The following is a 23,819-nucleotide window of genomic DNA, read 5'->3' on the forward strand; positions in this document are numbered from 1 at the left end:
CGCCTCCGGCGAGGGCATCCACGCCTGCGGCCGTAGGTTTTTCCCTCGTGCGGCTTCATCAAACCACTCGAACGAGTGAGTCGAGAAACTTCACAATTCCTTTACGCACTGGCCGAATTGTGACTGTCCTGTGCGCGACGCTACGGGAAGGATGTGGCTGTTTTCGAGCCGTTGCGGCTCGGGCCAATTGCCGCGTGAAGGGTGGGGGGAGAGTCCGATGCTGGGTGGGTTACGGACACATCGCTGGGTGGACAGACTTCGAGGGGTTCCATGGGCCCGCAGCCGGGGGCCGGTGCTGCTGACGGCACTCGCGCTGTCGGTCTCGCTGGTCCCGGGCACCGGGCTCAACGGCTCGCCGCGCACCGAGCCGGTCGCCGCAGTCGGGTCGGCTCTCGGTGGCTGTGTGCCCGGGACCGCGGCCAAGGCCGAGGAACCGGCCGCGCAGCCGTCGTCGACGACGTGGGTCTCCCCGGACACCGGGGTGACCAAGCGCGTCGCGAGTGACGGCGCCGAGGTGACGCTCGCCCCCCAGGCGGTGTCCGAACCCACCGAGGTCGGCATCGAGCCGCTCGACGCGACCTCCCTGCCGGGGCTCGGCGCCGGCATGGACAACGTCACCAAGGGGCCGGAAGGCTACCGCTTCACCCCCACCCCGCACACCTTCGAGACGGACATCACCGTCTCCCTGCCGTACGACGCCGCCGCACTGAAGAGCGCCGGGCACACCCCGGACGACGTCCGTACCTACTACTTCGACGAGGCCGGCTCCTGCTGGCGGGCGCTGGAGCGGATCGGCGTCGACCAGGACAAGCAGGTCGTCGTCTCGCGCACCGGCCACTTCACCGACATGGTGAACGCCGTGGTCACCGCCCCCGAGGCCCCCGAGCAGGTCTCCTCGGACCCCAACCAGATGAACGACATCCAGGCCGCCTCCCCGGTCACCGGAGTGAACCAGATGGCGGCCCCGACCGCCAACGACCAGGGCGACGCCCGGCTCTCGTACCCGATCGAACTCCCTGACGGGCGGGCCGGCCTGGCGCCGTCGCTGTCGGTGGAGTACACCTCGTCAGGCGCCGAGAGCTGGCTCGGCACCGGCTGGGACCTGTCCATCCCGTCGATCTCCGTCGAGACCCGCTGGGGCGTGCCGCGCTACGACGCGGCCCGCGAGACCGAGACGTACCTCATGGGCAGCGACCAGCTGACGCCCACGGCCCACAGCGGGACGCCCGGCCCGCGGAGCACCGGTGACAAGGTCTTCCACGCCCGGGTCGAGGGCGCCTTCCAGCGCATCGTGCGCACCGGGACCTCGCCGTCCACCTACGGCTGGGAGGTCACCGACAAGTCCGGTGTGCGCTACCTCTACGGTGGCGAGGGCGCCACCCTCGCCGACGACAGCGGCGACATCTTCTCCTGGGCCCTGCGCGAGGTCATCGACCCGCACGGCAACACCGTGCACTACAGCTACGCCCTGGTCCAGGACACGGGTGTGGCGGGCGGCACCGTCGCCGGCCGCGACCTGTACGTCCAGAAGATCGCGTACACCGGGCACGGGGACACCGACGGGCCCTACACGGTGACGTTCGTCCGCGACCGGGACCTGGGCGAGGCGCGGCGGCCCGACGTGTCGATCGACGCCCGCGGCGGGTTCAAGCGGGTGACCGCCGACCTGCTGCGGCGGATCGAGGTCCGTTTCCAGGACAAGCCCGTCCGCTCCTACGACCTCACCTACACCACCGGCGCGTTCGACAAGACGCTGCTGAAGTCCATCGCCCAGTCCGGCGCGGACGGCAAGGAGTTCACCCGCCACCAGTTCGACTACTTCGACGACATCCGCGACGCCAAGGGCGCCTACGACGCGTTCGCCAAGGTCGACTGGACCTCGCCGGACGACAACGTCCGCAACAGCGCGGTCGACAGCGTGAAGCCGGGGGCCGGTGAGGCGGGCGCCCTGAACGGCAACACCTCCACCAGCGTGGGCGGCCACCTGTACGTCGGCTACGGCGCCAAGCCCTCCAAGGACGGCTCCGTCGGCGTCAAAGCCGGCTACAGCAACTCCGGTGACGAGGGGCTCATCTCCCTGGTCGACGTGGACGGCGACGGCCTGCCGGACAAGGTGTTCAAGCACGGCGACGGCTTCGTCTTCCGCAAGAACCTCTCCCGGCCGGGAGGCGAGCCGAGGTTCTCCCCCACCACCACCCCGCTGCGCAACCTGCCGGGCATCCTCAGCGAGTCCGCCGACTCCCTCACCGTCGGCGTCGAAGCCTACGCGGGTGCTGCGGCGCAGCTCGACTACGTCGACACCGTGTCCAGCACCCGGCGCTACTTCAGCGACGTCAACGACGACGGCGTCGTGGACCTTGTCGACGGTTCGTCCGTGCGCTTCGGCCGCGTCGACGCCGACGGCACCGTCGAGTACGGCCCCGCCTCGCAGACCCCGGTGCCGATCGGCACCGGTCAGGTCGACGCGGGCCGGCTGCTGCCGGACTACGGAGCCGATCGCGAGTGGCGCATCGACTCCTCCCCGCTGGTGGACACGCTGCGCCGGTGGACGGCGCCGTACGACGGCACCGTCAGCGTCACCGGCACCGTCGCGCTCCAGAAGACCGACGGGCAGCAGCCGGAGTTCTCCCAGCCCGACGGCGTACGTGTCGCCGTGCAGCACGAGGGCACCGAGCTGTGGTCCCAGACCATCCAGGCGGGCGACGACACCGCGTACACCCCCCACGGCGTCGACGCCATCCAGGTCAAGCGCGGCGACCGCCTCTACTTCCGGGTGGGCTCCGTCTTCGACGGCGCCGGCGACAACGTCGCCTGGGACCCGACCGTCACCTACACCGGCTTCGAGGCCAACGATGCCAACGGCCTGCCGCTGCAGTCCTACACCGCCTCGGAGGACTTCACCCTCGCCGGCCGCGCCGGCAGCGTCGACGTCCCGGTCGACGGCACCCTCGAGCTGACCGGTGACGTGACGAAGAGCGCCGCGACCACCGACGACGTCACCGTCCAGATCCTCCAGGCCGGCACCCCGGTGGTCGAGAAGACCGTCGGTGCCGCCGAGACCGGCACCTTCCCGACCGACGCCACGATCCACGTCACCAAGGGCCAGAAGCTCCAGTGGCGGATCCACTCCGACTCACCGATCGACGTCACCGATCTGGGGTGGGCGCCGCTCGCGAAGTACACCGAGGCCGCGGGCGTGACCGCGAGCGACGACGCCCAGCCGCTCCAGTTCCGGCCCCCCTACGACATCGACACCTACGTGCCCTCCGGGCCGGGAGGCGTCCAGCAGCCCGTCACTTCCCCGGGCGGCACCTTCACCGTCACCGCGTCTGTGGCGGCGGCCGAGAACACCACGGGCCGGCTGGTGCTCACCGTCAAGAAGCAGGGGGCGCTGCTGGCCAAGCAGGCCTTCGACATCGGCGACACGCCCTCCGTCGAGGTGACGGCCCCGGCCGGCGAAGCCCTGTACGCCGACATCACCGCGGCCACGCCCGAACTCGGCGCGAAGATCCGGAGCGCCGACGTCTCGGTGGGCGGCGCCCCGCCCGTGCCCGCCACCGTGCACGCCCCCACCGCCGAAGGAGTCTTCGGGCGGCTGTACCGCGGCTGGTCGTACGCCGGCTACAACGGCAACCGCGACCGCGCCACCCAGCCGATCAAGCAGGAGGACCTCACCGAGGAGAAGCTCAAGGAGAGCCTGCCCTCCGACGTGGACCCGGCTCGGGACCGCGACGCCTTCGAGAACGACCCGACGATCGCCCCGCCCACCGCGGTGCCCTTCGCCCCGGACACCGAGCACGGCCGCTGGGGCTCCGGGGAGTACACCTGGGTGACGCCCTCCTCGGCCTCCAGCTCGCGGTTCGCCGGCCAGACTATCGGCCTCCCCACCACCGAGTCCCTTGCGTCGGGGCAAGCCGTGCCCCGCATGTCCCACTCGACCCAGATCTCGCTGACCGGTTCGGTCGGCGGCGGCATCGGCAGCCTCGGCGGCAGCATCGCCACGGGCACCGCGCGCGGTGATCTCGACTACCTCGACATGAACGGCGACGGTTTCCCCGATGTCGTCGGCGCGGGCGGCATCCAATACACCGACCCGACCGGCGTCCTCGGCGCCACCCACGGCTCCGTCCCCGACGGGGCGGTGCGCTCCTCCAGCACCCGGAGCGGCAACGCCAGCGCGGGAAGCGCCGCCCGCACCATCGCCACCGGACGCGGTCAGGCCGCCCCGCCCGGCTGGGGAACCGCCGACACCTCCTCCGCCGGCAACGACATGCCCCCGCTCGGCATCGGAGGCGACCTCGGCGCCAACCGCGCCGACGCCTCCTACGACCTGATCGACATCAACGGCGACAGCCTGCCCGACCGGGCGTACGAGGACGGCCGCGTCGCCCTCAACCTCGGCTACCGCTTCGCCGCGCCCGAACCCTGGCCCGGCGGGAAGATCAACGAGGGCGAGGGCTCCAGCGCCGGCCTGAACATCGGCTTCAACACCGACTTCTACGGCTTCGGCGGCGGCGCCTCCTTCCAGCAGCAGTCGTCCTCCACGAAGAGCTCCCTCGCGGACCTCAACGGTGACGGCCGCGTCGACCGCGTGTTCGCCGGCAACCCGGTGCGGGTCGCGCTCAACACCGGCTCGGGCTTCGCCGAGCCCGTCCCCTTCAACGGGTCCCTGGACGGGATCAACGCCGACTCCAACGCCCAGCTCGGCGGCGGCGTCTACGTCACCGTCCCCATCTGCTTCGTCGTCGGCTGCCTGATCATCAACCCGGGCGTCAACCTGTCCACGGGCGCCTCGCGCGCCGAGCAGATGATCCGCGACATCGACGGTGACGGACTCGCCGACCACCTCGCCTCCGGCAAGGACAACGAGCTGGTCGTCGCCGTCAACCGCACCGGCCGCACCAACCTGCTCAAGGACGTGACGCGGCCGATGGGTTCGCGCATCGACCTGAGCTACACGCGCGACGGCAACACCTACGACCAGCCCGGCTCCCGGTGGCTGCTCACCGGCACCCAGGTCCACGACAACCTGCCCGGCGACGGGCCCGACACCCAGGCGTACTCGTTCTCCTACAAGAACGGCAAGTACGACCGCCTGGAGCGCGAGTTCCTCGGCTACGGCACGGTCACCAGCACCCAACTGAACGCTGACGGCTCGCCGTACCGGAACACCGTGCGCGACTACGACACCCGCAGTCACGCCGCCCGGGGCCTGCTCACGCGCGAAGCGGTCACCGACGCCAAGGGCGCCCTCTTCACCGAAACCCTCAACACCTACGTCCTGCAGCCGGTGTTCACCGGCTCGGTCTTCCCGCGGCTCGAGCGCACCGAGGCCCGCTGGTACGACGGCCAGGGCGGCGACACCCCGCGCAAGACCACGTCCACCCAGATGAGCTACGACGACCTCGGCAACCTGGTGCGCAAGATCGACTACGGCGAACCCGGCGCCGCCGACGACGTCGAGACGAGGACCGCCTACACCGACTGCACCGACAGCTACATCGTGGGCGTCGGCCGGACGGTGGAGGTCCGCGGTGGCGGCAAGCTGATGCGCTCGCGCGACGCCGAGGTCGACTGCGCTACGGGCGACGTCACCCGGTACACCGCGTACCTGGAGGGCGGCGGCCAATCCGTCACCGACCTCGCGTACAACCCGACGGGCACCCTCAAGTCGATCACCTCGGCCGAGAACGAGAGGGGCCAGCGCTACCGGCGCACCTACACGTACGACGAGCCGACCGGCACCAACGCCACGTCGATCGAGGACAGTTTCGGCTACCGCTCCACCGCCGACTACGACCTGCGCTTCGGCCTGCAGACCGAGTCCACGGACATCAACGGCCAGAAGACCACGTCCCAGTACGACGCGCAGGGCCGCCTCATCGCTACGACCGGCCCGCACGACCAGGACGCCGGACGGCCCACGATCGCCTTCGACTACCACCCGGAGGCGCCCGTCCCGTACGCGGTCACCCGCCACCTGGACCGGGACGCCACGGGGGCGGTGAAGGACGACACGATCGACACCGTCACCTTCACCGACGCAGTGGGCCGCGTCGTCCAGACGAAGAAGGACGCCACCGTCGACGGCAAGGACGTGATGACCGTCTCCGGCCGTGTCGTCTTCGACGCGCTGGGCCGCACGGTCGAGCAGTACTACCCCGTCACCGAGCCCAAGGGTGACGCGGACACCGTCTTCAACACCGCATTCGACACCGTACGTCCCACCACCCACACCTACGACGTGCTCGACCGCACGCTGCACACCGGGCTGCCCGACGGGACATCCACGTCGGTGGCGTACGGCTTCGGCGAGGACCGCGCGGGCCAGGTGCAGTTCGAGACCGTGACCACCGACGCCAAGGGCAACCCCACCACCGCCTACAGCGACGTGCGGCAAGAGCAGACCGCCATCCTCGAACCCGGCGCCAAGGCCGGCGACGCGCGGATCTGGACCAGCTACGCCTACGACCCGCTCGGCGAGCTCGTCAAGGTCACCGACGACCAGGGGAACATCACCACCTCCGAGTACGACAACATGGGCCGCCGCACCGTCGTCGACGCGCCGGACACCGGGCGCACCGTCACCGGATACGACCCGGCCGGCAACATGATCCGGCAGCAGACCGCCGACCTGGCCGCCAGGAACCAGGCCATCACCTACACCTACGACTTCGACCGGGTCACCGCGATCAACCATCCGGTCTTCACCGACAACGACGTCCGCTACTCCTACGGCGCCCCGGGCGCTGCGGACAACGCTGCCGGGCGGGTCACCAGGATCGAGGACGCCGGCGGCGAGGTGACACGGAAGTACGGTCCGCTCGGCGAGGTCACCGAGGAGACCCGCACCCTCCCGGGCCCCGGTCAGCAGGTGCGCGCCTTCACCACCGCCTACAGCTACGACAGCTTCAACCGCATGCTGTCCCTGACCTACCCCGACGGGGAACGGCTGGCCTACAGCTACGACAGCGGCGGCCAGGTCAGTGCCGCGAGCGGCACCAAGAACGGTTTCGACTACCCCTACGTCCGGTCGGTCACGTACGACAAGTTCGGCGACCGCGCGGCACTCGAACTCGGCAACGGCACCCGCACCAACTTCACCTACGGCGCCGAGGACCGCCGCATGGCCACCCTCACGTCGACCCTGCCGACCGGGTCCTCCTTCCAGAACGTCAGCTACCGCTACGACGCCAACGGCAACCTCACCGGCCAGCAGAACGACACCCAACTCCCCTCCGAGACGCCCAAGCTGGGCGGCCCCACGGAGCAGACCTACACCTACGACAACCTGAATCGGCTGACCGGCGCCAGCGGCTCGTTCCAGTACATGGCGAACAAGACGGACAACTACACCTACTCCACGTCGTACGACACGATCGGCAACATCACCGAAAAGGACCAGCACGAGGGCATCGTGGTGGGCGGCGGCCACGAGCAGGTCCAGAAGGGCACGACGTACGACCAGGCCTACACCTACAGCGCCGCCCGCCCGCACGCCCCGTCCGTCATCGGGGTGCAGACCCTCACCTACGACGCCGACGGCAACCTGACCGACAGCGTGTCGTCCGCGCCCGGCAACCCGCGCCGCCAGCAGATATGGGACGAGGAGAACCGCCTCGCCTGCGTCAGCGACACGGCCAAGAACAAGGACCTGCCGCAGGATCCGTCCTCCTGCAACCAGCCCGGCAAGCCCCCGTCGGTCCGCTTCACCTACGACGACCAGGGCACCCGGATCATCAAGGACGGCGCCCAGACCACGCTCTACCCGAACCAGTTCTACACGGCCCGCAACGAGACCGAGTTCAAACAGGTGATCGTGGGCGGCGTCCGCGTCGCCACCCAGACCTCGAAGCCGGGCAACGCCTACGAGAAGGACCAGTTCTTCTTCCACGGCGACCAGTTGGGGTCGGTGAACTTCGGCACGGACGCCTCCGGCCGGCTCGCCGAGCATCTCGACTACTTCCCGTCGGGAGAGGTCTGGGTCGACGAACACCCCGGTGAGAAGGACCCGTACGGCTTCACCGGCAAGGAACTCGACCCGGAGACCGGCTACACCTACCACGGCGCCCGCTACTACGACCCGCGCGGCGGCATGTGGGAGTCCACCGACCCGGCGCTGCCCGAGTACCTGAGCGGCGGGTCCAACGAAGGCGTCCACCAGCCGTCGAACCTGGAGCTGTACGCCTACGGCTACCAGAACCCGCTCCGCTACACCGACGACGACGGCCGCGACCCGGGCGAGCCCTTCAACCTGGGCCGGCACCTGCAGGAGAAGTACACGGTCCACCACGACCAGGCGATCGTGATGGCCGCGGCCCAGCTCCAGGCGCTGGGGGCGGCGTCGCCCGGCGGCAAATGGCAGGTGACCATGGACCTCCAGTCCGTCAAGGGCGGCGGCGATCCGCGGAACAGGGTGATCGCGACCGGCGGCAGGGCCGATCTGCTGCTGTGGACGGACAGCACGGTCTACGTCTGGGACGCCAAGAACAAGGGCGGTGGGGCCGAAGCCGCCGGTCCCGGCGACGTGGAGTGGTACGTCAAGGGCATCACGGCGCAACTCAGGGCCCAGGGCGACATGCGCCAGGTCACGGCCGGGTTCGACATCCTTCCGATGCAGGCTCCGTCCGCGACCCAGCCCAACACCACGCTCCAGGTCGAGTCGTCGACCAAGTACCCAGGGAAGGGAGTCATCACCTACTCCGCCACCCAGCGTGCCCCGCAGACGGTCCCGGTCCCGGTCCCCGCAGCCGCACCCGCACAGCAGCGCTCGGGCTGGCAAACGGCAGCGAGGTGGGCGGGTGGAGCCGCGCTCGTGCTCGGCGCCGGCCTGCTCGTCGTCGGCACCCTCGCCGAGGACGTGGCGACCGGCGGCGGAGGAGTCGTCGACGACCCGGTCTCCTTCGGGGCGGCCGCCACCATGGCGCGATCGGGTTGGGCCCTGGTCGCACCGTAGGGCACGTCATGTGCGCGATGAGCCGCTCGCACCTGCCCGCCGGGGCAGGTGCGAGCGGCTCCACCGTTTCCCGGAACGGGCCGCTGTCCCGGGCTGGGGGGTCAAGGGGTCGCAGGGGCGCTCCGTCGTAGCCGGCGAAGACCGGTCCGCCCAGCGGGGTGCCGGCGGGCTGGAGGCGCCGGTGGACGGCGGCTTGCCGGCGGAAGGCGGCTGGCACGCGGGGGAGTGGGCGATCCAGTTGCGGCTGGCGCGTGTTTTGGGCGGGCCGAGGTGCAGCTCGTTGTTGTTGACGGCCGACAGCGGCCAGCGGACGAACAGGGTGTGCTCGGCCAGGCGGACGTCCGCCACCGCTCGTAGGCCGCCGTCACTTCGCCGGGGCGCCGCCCTGCTTGGTGAAGTAGATGCCCGAGTCGCACGCCGAGTCCGCGTAGTCGCTGATGCACAGCATGAGCTTGCCCGACTTCTTGCGGACGTCGACGTCGACCGAGCATGCGCTGCTCTGCCGTCCCCGGCCGGCGGGGAAGGCCAGCGCCAGCTGCGTGCCCGAGCCCGCGGCCGGCGACGTCAGGCCGTGCTCGTCGTAGAACTCCCAGCCCCCGTCGTCCAGTTCGCCCGTGCAGTCGGGATAGGCGGACGCGTCGACCTTCAGTCCGGTGGCGGAGAAGGACTGCGGGGTCTTCTCGATCGTCAGCGCGGCCCCCTTCCCCGACGTCCAGGTGCCGGCCAGCCCGTCACCGTCGATCCTCGCCGACGAGCCCGAGTCGGAGCAGGCCGCCAGGAGGACGGCGCCCACGGCCAGCACACAGGCGACCCGCACACGGGGGACACGCTTCACCGGATCACTCTCTTCCCACTCGGCCTACTTGATGTTGACGCATGCCAGCGGCAGCTGTTCCGTCCAGTCGAACGTGATGTTCTGCAGATGGCCGGGACCGCGGAGCCACGAGTCCCAGCCTCGCGGAATGACATGGGTGAAGGAGTGCCAGTCCGCGGGATTCTCGATGTGGAAGTGGATCTTGATGACCCCGGGTGCCACGTCGCCGCCGGGGACGATGTTGGCATAGCCCTTGTAGCTGCCGAGGAAGGACTTCGCCGAGTTCTTGTGGCCGAGGTGTCCCCTGGTGGTCGCGCCCAGCAGGTCCGAGGCCGCGCCGCGGATGTTGTTGAGCGCCCCGCGGGGGGTGTACCAGGGGTGGCCGGGATCGGGACCGGTGTCCTTGTAGTGGATGGTGACCTGCTCCTGCCGCGGGCCGACGAACGCGTCGATGCCCATGTTGATCAGCTGGTTCCGCGCCCGCACGATCGGGTCGTCATCCGCCAGCACCTTGGTGAGCAGATCACCGCCGTAGTAGTACTCGTCGCCCTCAAGACCCCACAGCCAGGCCACACCGGCGTCGAAGGCGTCGTTGTACTGGTGGGTCGCCCTGGAGTCGGGGATGATCCCGAGGATCGGGTCCAGGGGTGTCGTCCCCGCCGGTACGCACTTGCCGCCGCAGTCGCGTGCCGCGCGCTGCTCCTCGATTGTCGCCTCCGGGTTCTGGTTGACGGTGCTCGGCGAGCACTCGGTGTGCACGCAGTCGCCCATCTGGGTCGCCTCCGCGCTGCAGTCGGTGCTGCAGGTGTTGCCGTGCTCGTCGCACCCCTCGTGGCCGTTGCGGCAGGTGTACGTCCCCGTGGGGTCGCTGTAGGTGGTGGGGTTGTCGGCGCTGTAGGCGTAGCCGCCGATGGTCTGCGGCTCGTCGAGGGTCAGGAGCGGGTCGACGCTGATGAAGCGGCCGGTGGCGGGGTCGTAGTCGCGGGCGCCGATGTGGGTGAAGCCGGTGGTGGGGTCGGTGTCGCCGCCCACGAAGCCCTTCTGGCCGGGCCAGGAGGCGGGGGCGGTGCCGCGGGCGGCGCCGTAGGGCAGCGTCTTGCGGCGGTTGAAGGCGAGGTTGGCGGCGCTGATGGACAGGGTGTTGGTGCCGTGCGGGTCGGCGACGAGCAGGCGGACCTTGCCGTCGGAGCTGGTGCGGACGGCGGTGCCGCCGGGGACGCTGTAGTAGCGGGTGCCGGTGACCGCGCCGGTGGCCTTGGTGAGGGTGAGTTCCTGGCCGCCGGGGAGGTAGAGCGTGGTCGCGGTGGGCTCGCGCTTGACCAGGCGGGTGCCTGCGGTGTCGTAGAGGAAGCTGGTGGTGCCGGCTCCTGCGGTGGTGGAGGTGGCGAGACTGCCCTCGGGGGTCCAGGTGAGGTCCTGTTCCGGGCCTGCCGAGGGTGTCTGGTGGGTGAGGTGGCCCGCGGCATCGTACTGGTAGCCGGTGGCCGCGGTGGTGCCCGCGCTGGTGGTGGTGACGGTGCGAACCGCGTGCGGCTGGGCGGCGCCCGAGGTGGTCGGGTACGTGTAGGTGCTGGTCGCGTCGGCGGTGACCGGGCCTGCCTTGTGCCGGGTCTCGACCGCCCGGTCGTTGCTGTCGGTGAAGGTCCAGTTGGTCCAGTACGGGTCCGTGGTACCGAGATTGGGGGCGCCGGTGCCGTTGGCGGACTTCGTGGTGCAGCCGTCGCCGGTGGTCCAGGCGTCGGTGAGGCGGCGCGCCCAGTCGTAGGCGTAGCACTGGTCGTCCACGACGGTGCCGTCGTTCTGGTCGTCGCGGACGCGGGTGAGGTTGCCTGCGGTGTCGTAGGTGTACGTGATGTCGGACAGCGTCTGCGGTCCTGACGTCTCGCGGTCCACGACGCTGGTGGCCAGCCGGCGGGTGATCGTCTCGTAGGTGAGGGTCTGCACGACGAGGGTGCCGAGGTTGCCCAGCTGGGCCTGGGCGAGTTCGCCGAACTCGGTGTAGCTGGCGCCGCGCAGGTAGGCCTGGTTGAGATTGCTGTCGACAAGGGCGAGCTGGTCCTGGGCGCCGTAGTGGTCGGTGACGGTCTCGGCGGGCAGGGCGGCGGTGGCGTTGGTGTTGCCGGTACTGAACGCGCTCGTCAGGGGCAGGCCGCTGACGGGGGTGCTGGTGGTGGCCGTCGTGTAGGTGCCGGCGAGTTTCTCCTCGCCCGCCACGGACGGGACGGTCAGCGTGCTGCCGGTGGCCTGGCCCGCGGCGTCGTAGCCGGTGACCGTGGTGGTGTAGGCCGCGGCCGGTGTGACGCCGGTGTCGTAGCGGGTGGTCGTGGCCGTCAGTCCGAGTCCGTGAGGTGCGGTGTCGTAGGTCCACTCGGCGAGCTTGGGGCCGGTGGCGCTGCCGGTGCGCAGGCTGGTCTGGCGGCCGAGGACGTCGTAGGTGCGGGCCAGGGTGATGCCGCGGGCGTCGGTGGTGGTGGCCACCCGGCCGTCGGTGCCGTAGGTGGTGCTGGAGGCGCCCGCGTCGGGGTCGCCGGCGGCGGTCTGGCGTCCGCGCAGGTCGAAGGCGTATGTCCAGGTGTTCCGGCCGGAGTTGTCGGTGACCTTGGTCAGCCGGTCGGCGCTGTCGTAGGCGTAGGTGGTCCGCTCGTACTGGCTGCGGGCGGCGCCGATGACCGGGTTGCGGTCCTTGTACTCGCGCCGCTCGACGGTGCGGCCGTGGACGTCGTCGATCGCGAGGGTCGGGGTGTCGCCCGCGACGGGCAGGGTCGCCGTCCATGTGTCGCCGTACGTGGTGGTGGTGCGCCACTTCTCGACGTTCAGCGACAGCGTGACGACGGCGGTGGGACGGCCGCGGCCGTCGTAGTCGGTCTCGGTGGCGCTGGGCACCTGGTTGTCGGGGACGGTGTACATCACGCTGCTGACCGCGCTGCTGTTGTAGTACGCGTTGTTCGTCCGGTAGCCGCGGCCCAGGGTGTCGTAGAAGGTGTCGGTGATCGTCCTGCCGGTGATCCCGATCGCGTCCGCCTGGGTCTGGCGGGGGCGCAGCAGCGAGTCGTACCACGTGGTCGAGGTGCCCCACGTGCCGTTCTCGTAGAGCCGCTTGGTCGTCACGGCCGTGGGCACCGTGTTGGACAGGGCGTAGGTGTACGTGACGTTGGGGTCGGCGCTCGCGGCGCGCCCCGGGCTCCAGCCCTTGGTGACGCGGCCGAGGCTGTCGTACTGCAGGGTCGTGGTGTTCCCGTTGGCGTCGGTCGTGGTCAGCGGCAGCCCGCGCATCCCGTCCTGGACGGTGACGGTCCGGTGGTGCGCCGGGTCGGTGACGGTGACCGAGGTGGGCTGGGCGCCGGTCGACGGGGAGTAGGCGGTGGTGGTGGCCTGCCCGTCCTGGCCGCTCGCCGACACCGCCCGCCCGTAGGAGTCGTAGTCCGACTGCGAGACGGTGTCCCAGGTGAGGGTGTGCGCGCCGTCCAGGGCCGCCGCCTGCTCGACCCTGACGCTCTCCGCCTTGCCCGGGTCGGGCGCCTCGCCGAGCGCCTTGCCGTCGTAGTACGTGCGGGTGCTGCCGGTGACGTCGTCGCCGTAGAGGAAGCTGTCGCAGCTGTCGGCGCTGAGCGTGGTGGACTCGGCCGCGTAGGAGATCAGCCAGTTGGTCGTGTCCGGGGTGACGTAACTGGTGTGGGTGCAGCGGCTGTCGTCCGGGTCGGCGGGGTCGCCTGCGTCGGCCTCCGCGGTGAGCAGGCCGTAGACCGGGTCGTAGGTGCGGCTGACGACCTCGTCGCGCCAGGTGCCGTCGTCCATGAGCGTGCCGGAGGTCTCGGTGGCGGTCCCGGAGAAGTGCGCGGTCCTCGCCGGGAGGGCCGGGCCCGGGACGGTGGGCTTGTCCGGGTCGGTGATGCCGGTGACGGACTGCGTGGCGGTGGCGTCGGACTGCCAGGGAACGTACGTGGTCCTGGCGACGACCTTGCCGTTCTCCTTGTCGTAGGTGCGGGTCTGGGCCGGGCGGCCGGCGAAGTCCTCGCGGTCGGGCACCCCGTTGACGAACAGCTGCGGGCGCGGGCTGCCGTCGGCCATGGTGTCGCCGTACATGCCGGTGAAGTAACTGGTCTCGCTCTGCGTGCGGTTGGCGGCACCTACCAGGGTGCGCACCGTGCTGTAGCCGCGGTAGTCGCTCCAGGTGCGCTGCTTGTCCACGGTGAACTCGCCGGTGTCGCGCCGCCAGTTCGGCCCGCCGCTGTACTGGTAGGTGGTGGTCTTGGACGCCGAGCCGCTGCCGGCGGTGGTGTCGTCCTCGACGACCTGCGTGACGACGTACTTGTGGAACCAGTCCTTGACCGGGTCGACCGCCCCGTCGGGTGTCCACCACACGGGGTAGCAGCGCCGGTTGTTGGTGTCCTGCGCGGTGGGCAGCGAGGTCGGTGTGCAGTCGGCGGGGCTGTAGGTGACCAGGGTCTGTCCGCCGGTCTCGTTGGTGATCTTCGTCAGCCGGTACTTGTACAGCGGCGGCCGGCCCTCGGCCGCGTCGACCCGGTTGGCCATCGGGACACCGTCGTTGCCGAAGGTCGTCTTGGGCATCGTGATGTCGGCCAGCGCCCCGGCCTTGGCGGTGTGCTGGATGGAGTCCAGCCACAGGGTGGGGCTCGAGGTGTCGCCGGTCGGCGGGAAGGACTGGCTCAGGGTCCAGGTGTCGACCGGCGTCATCGTGCTGCCGGACAGGGCGAAGGTGTTGATGTCGGTCAGCCGCTTGCGGGACCAGAACGTCGGGCTGCTCTGAAGGCAGCTGGTCGTGGTGGCTGTGCAGTCCAGGTCCACGGGCACGTCGGGCCAGTTGGCGGCATGGTCGTGGTCGAAGGTGGTGCACGAGGTCAGGCACCGCTCGGCGACGCCGAAGGTGACGCGGCCCGCGGGGTTCGCCGTGCTGTAGACGGCACCGGCGCGCAGCCCGTAGTCGATGTGGTTGAGGTAGCCGCCCCGGGTGTACTTCACCGGCTTGTCGGCCTTCATGTTCTCGGCGTAGTAGCCGGATTCCTTGGTGTAGTACATCGCCATGGCGTTGCCGTGCGGGTCGACCACGTAGTCGAGATTCCAGCGCCAGGCCTGGTTGGCGGCCGAGGACGCGAAGCTGGAGGCGTGGCCGGGCTCGCCGGTGTTGTTGCCGAAGACGGGGACGGTGAAGACGGAGTTGGTCTCGGCGTCGCCGTCGCTCCAGCCCGGCAGCCGGTTCTTGCCGAACCAGTACTGTGTGCCGTCCTTGGTCGTCACCCGCCAGTACTCGTCGTCGTCATCGCCCGCGCCCGCCGCCGCGTTGGGGGTGGGGCTGAAGATCTGCTCGACGCGTGAGCCGTCGTCGGTCGCGAGCCGCCACACCTTCTTGCCCGCGTCCCACACCAGGGCGCTCGCGGACCCGTTGAGCGACAGCGTCGCGTTCTGCGACTTCCAGCACAGGTCGCCGACCTTCGCGGTGTTGTTGCCGCCCTGCTTGTCGTTCTCGCACGAGGCGTAGCTGCGCTCGATGAAGCCCTGGGAGTAGTCCCAGCCCTCCCCGATCCAGGAGGACTGGTTGTTGGTCGAGGCGGTACGGCCGTCGACGCCCGACGAGTTGTACGTCAGCTCCACCTTGGGCGCGAGCCCTCCGGGCACCGGCGGGGCGGTCAGCGGCACGCTCCAGGCGAACCCGCCCGAGTTGCCGCCCACCGACCAGGAGCCGGCCGGGGCGAGCGAGGTGGCCTTGAAGGAGCCGTCGGACCCGCTGTCGCCCGCGGTGGCGGCCAGCACGGTGGCGCCGGCCTGTTGCGCGGCAGGCAGGCTCACCGTCGCGGTCAGCGTGTGGGAGGCGGTGTCGTTGGCGGTGGGCAGCGCGGTGGCGTTACGGCAGTTCGCCGCGCCCGGGGTGGTCAGGGCGCAGGCCGGCAGGACCGCCAGGTGCAGGCGCGAGGACCAGTCGGCACCGTAGGCGTCGCGGAAGGACGAGTAGTCGACCTGCACCTGGGTGGGAACCGCGGCGGGTGCGCTGTCGGTCCGCGCGATCGAGACCACGATCCCGTCGACGCCGGCCCGCTCGGCCGTTGCGCGGTCCGCCACGGACACGCGGGCACGGGCTGCCGGTCCTGCCGTGTCCTGCGTCGTGTCCTGTGTCGTGTTCTGCTTCTGCGCGGCCTTGGCCGCGCCGGCGCTGCGTCCGAGCCGGACCGGGAGGGTGCCGGCCGCGGTGGGCGGCGGCGCCGCCGTGCCGCTGCGCGCGCCGGGCAGATCGACGTCCGCCTGGCCCGCGGACGGCCAGCGCACCGTGTCCGGGGACCAGTTGTGTACGGCGGGCGCAGCCTGCTTTTTCTGGACCGGCAGATCGGCGCCGCTGACGGAGGTGGCTTTCTGCGCGGCGCGCACCGAGAAACCGGGCGCGGCAGCCGCCCATGCCGGCGCGGCGAGCAGGGAAATCCCCAACGCCGACGAAAGAGCAGCGGCCGTGAACCCGCGGCGGCTTTTCCACCGCACGCGAAGCCCTACCCGAGAGGGGAACAGGCCAAAGCTACGCCGACTCGAAGTCACGCCCCACCCCAAGAAAACCTAAGCCGCGAGTAAAGTCATGCGGATCCAACCCGACCTGGCGGCCGTACACAAGCCCTTTCCGGGGATTGACGTAATTACGCCTTCCCCCCGCCCGCGTAAGCACCGGGACCAGCGCAATCTCCTTCAAGGGTCGCGATTACCTGCCAACCTCCCCCAAGATGCCGCAAAGGAACCGCCCCACCAGGCATGATTCGGACTTGCGTATTCCACTTTCCATGCCTCGGTGAGTATCTGCAAGCCCGGTTTCACGGAACTCCTAGGTGAAAAGACAGCCCGTCGAATAGCCTGCCCCGGACCTGTGCACTGACCACGAAGGGCTTTCCATGTCACGTTCAGGTAACCCGCCCCGGAAAAGACGCCGCTACGGTGCGCTGCTTCTCGCTCTGGCACTTCCCGCGGCCGGAGCGACCGCCTTGTCGGCCGGCGCTTCGGCGGCGGCTGCAGAAGCCGCACCTTCGCAGTCCCAGAGCGCGGAATACGACTCAGAGGCATTCGCCGAGGCCGCTTCCACCGGGCACCGGGTCGAGGTCGTGGAGCGCAGGGAGGAGTCGGCGGAGGTCTTCGCCAACCCGGACGGCTCCCTGACGCGCCGTCAGTATTCGACGCCGGTCTGGTCGGAACTCGGCGGCACCTGGCGCAGGGCCGACCCCACCCTGGTCGACCGCGGCGACGGGACCGTCGGCCCGGCCTCCCCGGTCTTCGGCATCGCCTTCTCCGGCGGCGGAAGCGGCCCGCTGGCCACCATGACCAAGGGCGACAAGCAACTCTCCCTGACGTGGCCGACGGCGCTGCCCGCGCCCGTGCTGGACGGCAGCACCGCCGTCTACCCCGCGGTGCTGCCCGACGTGGACCTGAGGGTCGTCGCGGAGGTCGACGGCTTCTCCGAGCAGCTCATCGTCAACACCCCGGCGGCAGCCGCCGACCCGGCCGTCAGAAGCATCAAGCTCGGCGTCTCCACCCGAGGCGTCACCCTGGACGACGACGCGGGCGACAACCTCGTCGCCAAGGACTCCGACGGCACCACCGTCTTCAGCGCCGCACACCCGAGGATGTGGCAGGCCCCGGCGGATCCGGCAGGCCCGGCGGCCCGCGCGTCCGCCCCCCGGGGCCTGGCCGAGGCAGCACCGCAGGCCGCCCCGCAGAACACCGAGAGCGCCGCGGTCGCCGCCGACGTCACCGGTAACACCCTCACGCTCACCCCCGACCCGGCCGCCCTGTCGCAGGCGACCCGCTTCCCGCTGGTCATCGACCCGCCCTTCACCGGCGGCCACGTCGAGAAGTGGGCGGTGGTCTATTCTGCCTACCCCGCCGAGGACTACCCCAACGGCTCGGGCTGGCACTCCGACAACCCGGCCGACGAGCCCCGCGTCGGCTACAACGGGTCAGGAGCCACCCGCTCCTTCTTCGCCATGAACACCAACGGCCTGGAAGGCGCCACTGTCACCGACGCCACCTTCTCGGTCACCGAGACCCACTCCTGGGGATGCGACCCGGCGGTCGCCGGCCCCACCGAGCTGTGGTCCTCCGGCGGCATCACCACCACCCCGACCTGGAACACCAGCGCCTCGCTGCTGGCCGCCAAGCTGGACTCGGACTCCTTCGCCCACGGCAACCCCACCTACTGCCCCGGCAACCAGGGCCACGACTTCCGCAGCACCGCGCTGACCGACTACGTCAAGCAGGCCGCGGCCAACAGCTGGGGCACCCTCGTGCTGGCGCTCAAGGCCGCGGACGGCTACGAGTACAACCAGAACAGCTTCAAGCGGTTCAAGAACAACCCGGCCCTTGAGGTCACCTACAACTACGCGCCCACCCTGGACTCGGTGGCGGCGTACGAGGGCAGCTGGAACCCGGCGGGCGACGGCAACAAGAAGATCGGCTGCGGCGGGATCATCGGCAACAGCGGGATCGCCCTGACCACCAAGGTCACCGACAAGGACGGCGGCAAGGTCACCACCGACTTCCAGGTCACCAGCGACGCCACCGGCGCGAAGGTGAACTTCAGCCCGCACTCCGACACCGTCTCCAGCGGCCAGAGCGCGTCGGTCACCGTCCCGTCCGGCTCCCTGCCCAGCGGCACCTACCACTGGTTCCCGAACGTCACCGACGACGAGGGCACACCGGCCACCTTCTTCTTCAACTGCACCTTCACCGTCGACCGCCAGGGCCCCACCGCCACGGTCACCGTCACCACCGCCGACGGCGCCGACCCGGCCACCGCGAAGGCCCCGGCACGCACCGCCCGGCAGCTCAAGCTGAGCAACCCCGCAAGCGACCTCGCCGGCTTCTGCTACCTCTTGGACCGCCCGCTGTCGGTGTCCGGCACCCGCTGCTCCAACGGCATCTGGGCGGCGGCCGACAGCAACCACACCGCGACCGTCACCGTCACCCCCACCGGCTGGCCGGCGAGCACCCTGCACGTCATCGCCTACGACCTGGCCGGCAACCACTCCCCTTACGACGGCGCCGCAGGAAGCCCCGGCGACACCGTCAGCCTGCCGACCCAAACCCCCGAGCACGTCTACGCGGCCCCCAAGAGCCCCGACACCGGACTGGCCACGGCCGACCTGCCCGGCGACCTGACCGGCGACGGCTACACCGACTTCGTCGCGAGCGACACCGACGGCAAGCTCCGCCTCTACGCGGGCGACGGCACCGGCAGGGTCGCCGCGGCCAGGACCGTCGGCAACGCGGGCTGGACCGGCGCGCTGGTCGCCCACCGCGGGGACTTCGCCGGCTTCACCAGCCCCACCGCGGCCCCCGACGGCTACGAGGACTTCGTCGTCCGCCTCGGCGACGGCAACCTCTACCTCTACCCCGGCGACGGCCTGGGGCAGCCGATGTACAACACCCGCACGCAGCTGCCCGACCGCATCGGCGGCAGCTGGGCGAACGTCCTCCAGCTGATCGCCCCGGGGAACATCGACCAGAACCCGGGCGACGACCTCATCACCATCGAGTGCACCGACGGCACCCGGCCCTGCACCCAGGCGAAGCTCTTCCTCTACAGCGGCACCCAGGCCGCCGGCGGCGGCCCCGTCCAGGGGCGGCCGTTCGACACCACGCCCACCGAGATCGGCAGCGGCGGCTGGCAAGGCTACACCGACCTCGCCGTCGGCGACCAGAACGGGGACGGCGCCGACGACCTCGTCGCCCGCAGCCCCTCGACCGGTCAGCTCTTCCTCTACCCGGGCCGGGTGACCACGAACGCCGACGGCACCCACAGCTACGCCCTCGGCACCCGCGTCCTGTACGGCGACCCCGGCTGGGACCCGGCCAACCGACCGCTGCTCACCTCGCCCGGCAACGTCCAGGGCACGGTGACCAGCGGCACCGTCGACGAGGACGGCACCCCCGTCACCTACAAGCAGTTCCAGCCCACCGCCGGCAGCGAATACGGCGACTTCTGGGCCACCACACCGGCCAGCTCCACGGCCACCGTCTCCTACGTGGACGACGCCGGCGCCAGTCAGAGCACCACCTGCCCCTCCGGCTGCCTGCTGTTCTACCCGGGCGGTCCGACCTGGCACCGCACACCGCACCTCGTCGGCACCAGCGGATGGAGCAGCGTCATCACCGGCATCTTCTAGCCCGCCTCCCGCGGTCCCGCCCACCGGCCCAGGCGCCGGGGGCAGGACCGCGGCCCTGCGGCGCGGGACGGCCGGGGCGCTCCGAAAGCCGCTGTCCGGCGGTTGCCGCGATGGTCGACTTCGCCCTGGTGCCCTTTCAACGCGGCGACGACGCGCGGGACAGGCTCACCCGACTGCGGCTCGCCTTCGTCCTCGGACGGCCGAGGCAGAGCAGGTTGTTGTCGACGGCGGTGAGGTTCCACCGCACCAGCAGTACCTTCTCGGCCAGGTGCGCATCGGTCCGAGGATCAGTGGATTCCGTGTTGCGTGAAGTCGCGGAACCGGCCGCTGTCGTAGAGCAGGCCCAGCAGGTAGAGCATGCCGTCGTAGTAGCGTGCCTGGCCGGACGGAACGGCGGTGTTCCACATGTCCTCGACGAACGCCCGGCTGTTCGGGTCGGTCGCCGAGATCGCGGAGGTGGAGTTCATCGCCACCAGGCCCTGGGCGTGCGCAGGCTCGTAGGTGTTCTGCCCCGAGGGCAGCGGCGTGCCGTCCAGGTGGTAGCGGCTTACGTAATCGGTGACGCCCTGGCTCTCGAAGAACTTCTCCAGGCGGTTGGAGTACTGCGTCTGCCAGGGCTTCACCCCGTCCCAGGCGGCGTCGACGTTCGCGTTCGCGATGACCCGCCAGGCATCCTCCTGGAAGTTGTGGGAGTACGCGTTGTCGTCCGCCGTCTCCCCCGGCCACATGAACGGCGTGCCGTCGAAGTTCGTGTAGCAGGGGGCCAGGCCGGTGTCTGCGTTCGGCGCCTCCTGGAGGAGCTTCTCGCCCGCCGCGTACGCCTTGTCCCACTGCGGCTTGTCGGACGGGTCGGCCTTGGCGAAGACCTTGTAGAAGGCGGGCAGCGCGTACGAGGGGTCGGAGAAGAAGACCAGGCCGGGTGGGGAGAAGACCGGCAGATAGCTGGCTGCGTCGAACATGTTCACGCCGCCGTCGTCGGAGGCGTGCCACATCGCGTGCAGGATCTGCTCGGCGTGCCGCCCGTAGTCGTACGTGCCGGTGCCGTCGTGCCAGCGGGCCGACGCCTCTGCGAGCGCGGCAGCGATCCACTGGTCGCCGTCGGGCGCGACACCGCTGTCGATGACCTTGCCGGTGGTGTCGGTGTGCCAGGCGAAGTAGTACTTCTCCCCACCGCTCTTGATCTGCATGTTCGTCTGCGCGAAATTCCACAGCGAGTCGAACTCGTGCTTGTGGCCGAGCTGCACCGCGATCATCATCGCGTAGCCCATGCCCTCGCTGCGCACGTCCTGGTTGCCGATGTCCTCGACGTACGCCATGTCGGGCGACATCTGGTAGTAGATGCTCTGCCCGTCGGCGTAGGTCGGCGCCGTGCCGGGGGCGCCGTGGAAGAGCTGCTGCCAAGCGGACCTGATCTTCGCGTCGACCGCCCTGGGCGAGTGGCCGGCGCGGGCGAAGACGTCCGGCAGGTTCTTCCCGGGGGGAGCGGGCGGAGGAGCCGGCTTGCTGTGCCCTGCCGGGGGGGACGCCAGTGCGGTCGCCGGCGCGGTCGCCACGAGCGCGGCGGCCGCCAGCAGTGCCACGGTCAGTTTGCGTGTTCTGTTCAAACGACGCCTCCATGTGTGTCACCTGCGGGGTGTGGTGCCGGTTCCGGCGGCAGCCGTGCGGGTGCGCACGGCGGACGCCGCGGGACCGTGTGGCGCCTGCCGGGCGCCGTAGGGCGCGCGGCAGCGCCGTGCTCTCTCGCGGAGCCGGGGCAACGGGCCTTCTAGGCGGGCGGTGAGAGGGTCCGACGAGGGCTCGGTCCTGGCAGGCCTGCCTCGCGGCGGACGGGCGTCCGGTGTCCTTCCGGGCGCCCCGGTGCTCACGACGACACCGGCGGGCCCTTGCGGGTGAGTGCCGTGGGCCGGGCAGCCGTCAGTGTTGACATCACGCCTCCGCGCCGCCTCCGCTGAACCGCGGACCGCCTTTGTGCGATCCGCACCGGGAGGGCAGCCGCTAACGTAATCGACGCCCCGTAATAACGTCAACGGTTGAACAAATAACGTGACTTGGGCATTACCGCTGACCCCTTCGCCTGCTCGATCAGCGCTTTCGAGACGCTGACAGGCATCCTGCCGGGCGGCGACGTGAGCGAGTGGGCCCACGCCGAACTGGAAGAACACTTCGAAGCTGCATGGGCGGGAGCTGCTCCGCCTGCTCCGGGCCGCCGCCCACGCCTTCCGCAAACCCGGGACCACCGAGGCCGGAGCCTGGGCCGCCGACCACCTGACCGCGATCCTCGCAGGCCAGGCCGCTCGCGCCCGCACCGCTTGAACAGCTGGGCCTCAGCTTCATCCAGTTCCTCCACGATGACCGCGGCGGTTGTGAAAGATGGTGCCGTGACGAGCGCGAGAGACGACTGTGTGAAGGTTTATTTCCGGCTGGAAGTAGACGAGGACGGCTGGCCGCCAGCGAGCGTGGAGAGCTTGTGGGCGGTGGATCTCGGCGACGGCAGCGTGCGTGTGGACAACACCCCGTGGTTCGTCCGGGGAGTTGCCAGCGGCGACATCATCCGTGTGGAGGCCGACGATGAAGGAATCCGCTGGGCGGGTGAGACTGTGCAGGCTTCGGGGCACTGCACCATCCGTCTGATCGTCCTGAGGGACGGTGGCTCGGAGGTCGCTCGGCGGACCGTGCTGGAGAGGTTCCACCGGCTTGGCACCACCGGCGAGGGAATCGAGCGGTTCGGGATGGTGGCACTCGATGTCCCGCCGGAAGCGGACCTGCCTCAGGTCAAGGAGCTCTTGGAACGTGGAGAGTCCGAAGGGGCGTGGGAGTGGGAGGAAGGGTGTGTCACTGCCGCGTGGCGGGCCTTGGAAGCGGCATGACAACAGGGCGACGAACGGTTGCTGCGTGCGATGTCGGCGGCCCGAGGCAAATCTCGGGTACCTGCGTGGGACATGAGGTATGCGCAGGGTGGCGGGCTGACGGACGTCGGGAGGGCCACGAGGGAGCGATTACGGCTGCAGGCTGTGGAACGCTTCGACGCCGGGGCAAAGAACGGGGAGATCGCAGCCGAGCTGCGCGTGAGCGAACGGTCGGTGGAGCGGTGGCGCCGGGCCTGGCGTGAACGGAGCAGCGCGGCGGAGCTTGGTGCCTGGGTGGTCTTCGAGGGTGAAGCCGGGCAGTTGATGACACCGCCGCGTGCCAGGACCTGGGGCCGGATCGGCCGGACGCCCGTGGTGCGGGTACGTGGCCGGGGCTGCGGACGCGTCTCGATGGCGGGTATGACCTGCTACAAGCCCGTCTACAGCTCCTCTCTCAGCCGTGCCCAGGTGTGAGTGTCCAAGACGTCGTGGGGGCCGATGCGGGAGAGTTCGGTACCGTCGGGTGCGAGAGCCACGATGACGGGACGAGCGCGGTCGGCGTGGGAGGACTTCCAGGCGGCGATGAGCTTGCGCTGCTGGGGAGCGTCGACTCGGCGGTTGCCGATGAGGACGTGGCTCACGTCCTGCCCGAGGTGGACTTCGACGCAGCCGATCCACGGGGCCGTGGCGATGGAATGCGGCGGGTCAAGGCGCCGGGTGAGGCTGAGCGCGCCCCCGCCACCGCGGACCTCGATCACGTCCACGCCGGCGGGATCGCTCGGCGAGCCGATGCCACCGCCCACGTAGCTCCACTGCTCGTCATACCACTCCAGAAGCGCGGTGTGCTCTCGCGCCCGCGGGGACTTCGGACGCCACACGACCCACACCGCTCCGACGCCCCCGGCGGTGTCGACATCAGCCGACACGACCGTCAGAACGCGTCGCGGCACCCATCGCGGCTGCAACGCCGCACCCTTCAGCACGCGCCGCACCACGCCCGGCAGAAGGGTCTCCACCGTGCGCTCCCCCCACCCTTCTGCTCCCCACGGCCA

7 protein-coding genes and 1 pseudogene are annotated in these 23,819 nt (G+C 70.4%); 4 read left to right on the top strand and 4 right to left on the bottom strand.

Features of this window, described 5'->3' with window-relative positions:
* Positions 1-292: 292 nt before the first annotated feature.
* Entirely contained in the window at positions 293-8,956 is an 8,664-nt protein-coding gene (locus IH54_RS0116565) for a SpvB/TcaC N-terminal domain-containing protein (protein WP_052397526.1), read from the top strand.
* A 364-nt stretch (positions 8,957-9,320) separates the two neighbouring features.
* On the opposite strand, the gene IH54_RS0116570 is transcribed toward IH54_RS0116565, so the two are convergent.
* Positions 9,321-9,791 carry a hypothetical protein gene (locus tag IH54_RS0116570; protein WP_159011884.1) on the bottom strand — a complete coding sequence of 157 codons (471 nt, stop codon included), beginning with the start codon at positions 9,789-9,791 and terminating at the stop codon, positions 9,321-9,323.
* Between the two features lie 24 nt (positions 9,792-9,815).
* The gene (locus tag IH54_RS0116575) at positions 9,816-16,205 is read right to left on the bottom strand and encodes an RHS repeat-associated core domain-containing protein (protein ID WP_159011886.1); all 6,390 of its coding nucleotides are present in this window, start codon (positions 16,203-16,205) and stop codon (positions 9,816-9,818) included.
* Positions 16,206-16,744: 539 nt separating this feature from the next.
* On the opposite strand from IH54_RS0116575, the gene IH54_RS0116580 reads away from it, so the two are divergent.
* Entirely contained in the window at positions 16,745-19,921 is a 3,177-nt protein-coding gene (locus IH54_RS0116580; protein ID WP_159011888.1) for a hypothetical protein, read from the top strand.
* 287 nt (positions 19,922-20,208) lie between these two features.
* Here IH54_RS0116580 and IH54_RS0116585 read toward each other — a convergent pair whose 3' ends face one another.
* Positions 20,209-21,525: a glycosyl hydrolase family 8 gene (locus tag IH54_RS0116585; RefSeq protein WP_063762318.1), complete on the bottom strand. Its 1,317-nt coding sequence runs from the start codon at positions 21,523-21,525 to the stop codon at positions 20,209-20,211.
* A 774-nt stretch (positions 21,526-22,299) separates the two neighbouring features.
* On the opposite strand from IH54_RS0116585, the gene IH54_RS0116590 reads away from it, so the two are divergent.
* Positions 22,300-22,788 (top strand): DUF4265 domain-containing protein, encoded by a 489-nt coding sequence (locus IH54_RS0116590; RefSeq protein ID WP_031517473.1) that lies wholly within the window; start codon positions 22,300-22,302, stop codon positions 22,786-22,788.
* Between the two features lie 72 nt (positions 22,789-22,860).
* Positions 22,861-23,223 (top strand): annotated as a pseudogene (locus IH54_RS46880) (helix-turn-helix domain-containing protein); the annotation flags it as partial.
* On the opposite strand, the gene IH54_RS0116600 reads toward IH54_RS46880, so the two are convergent.
* Positions 23,208-23,783, bottom strand: coding sequence for a hypothetical protein (locus tag IH54_RS0116600; protein ID WP_234343561.1), 576 nt, complete (start codon positions 23,781-23,783; stop codon positions 23,208-23,210). The pseudogene IH54_RS46880 and the gene IH54_RS0116600 sit on opposite strands and share 16 nt — an antisense overlap.
* Between the last annotated feature and the right edge of the window lie 36 nt (positions 23,784-23,819).

Source organism: Streptomyces sp. NRRL F-5123 (assembly GCF_000721495.1).
In the GTDB taxonomy this organism is placed as follows: Bacteria; Actinomycetota; Actinomycetes; order Streptomycetales; family Streptomycetaceae; genus Actinacidiphila.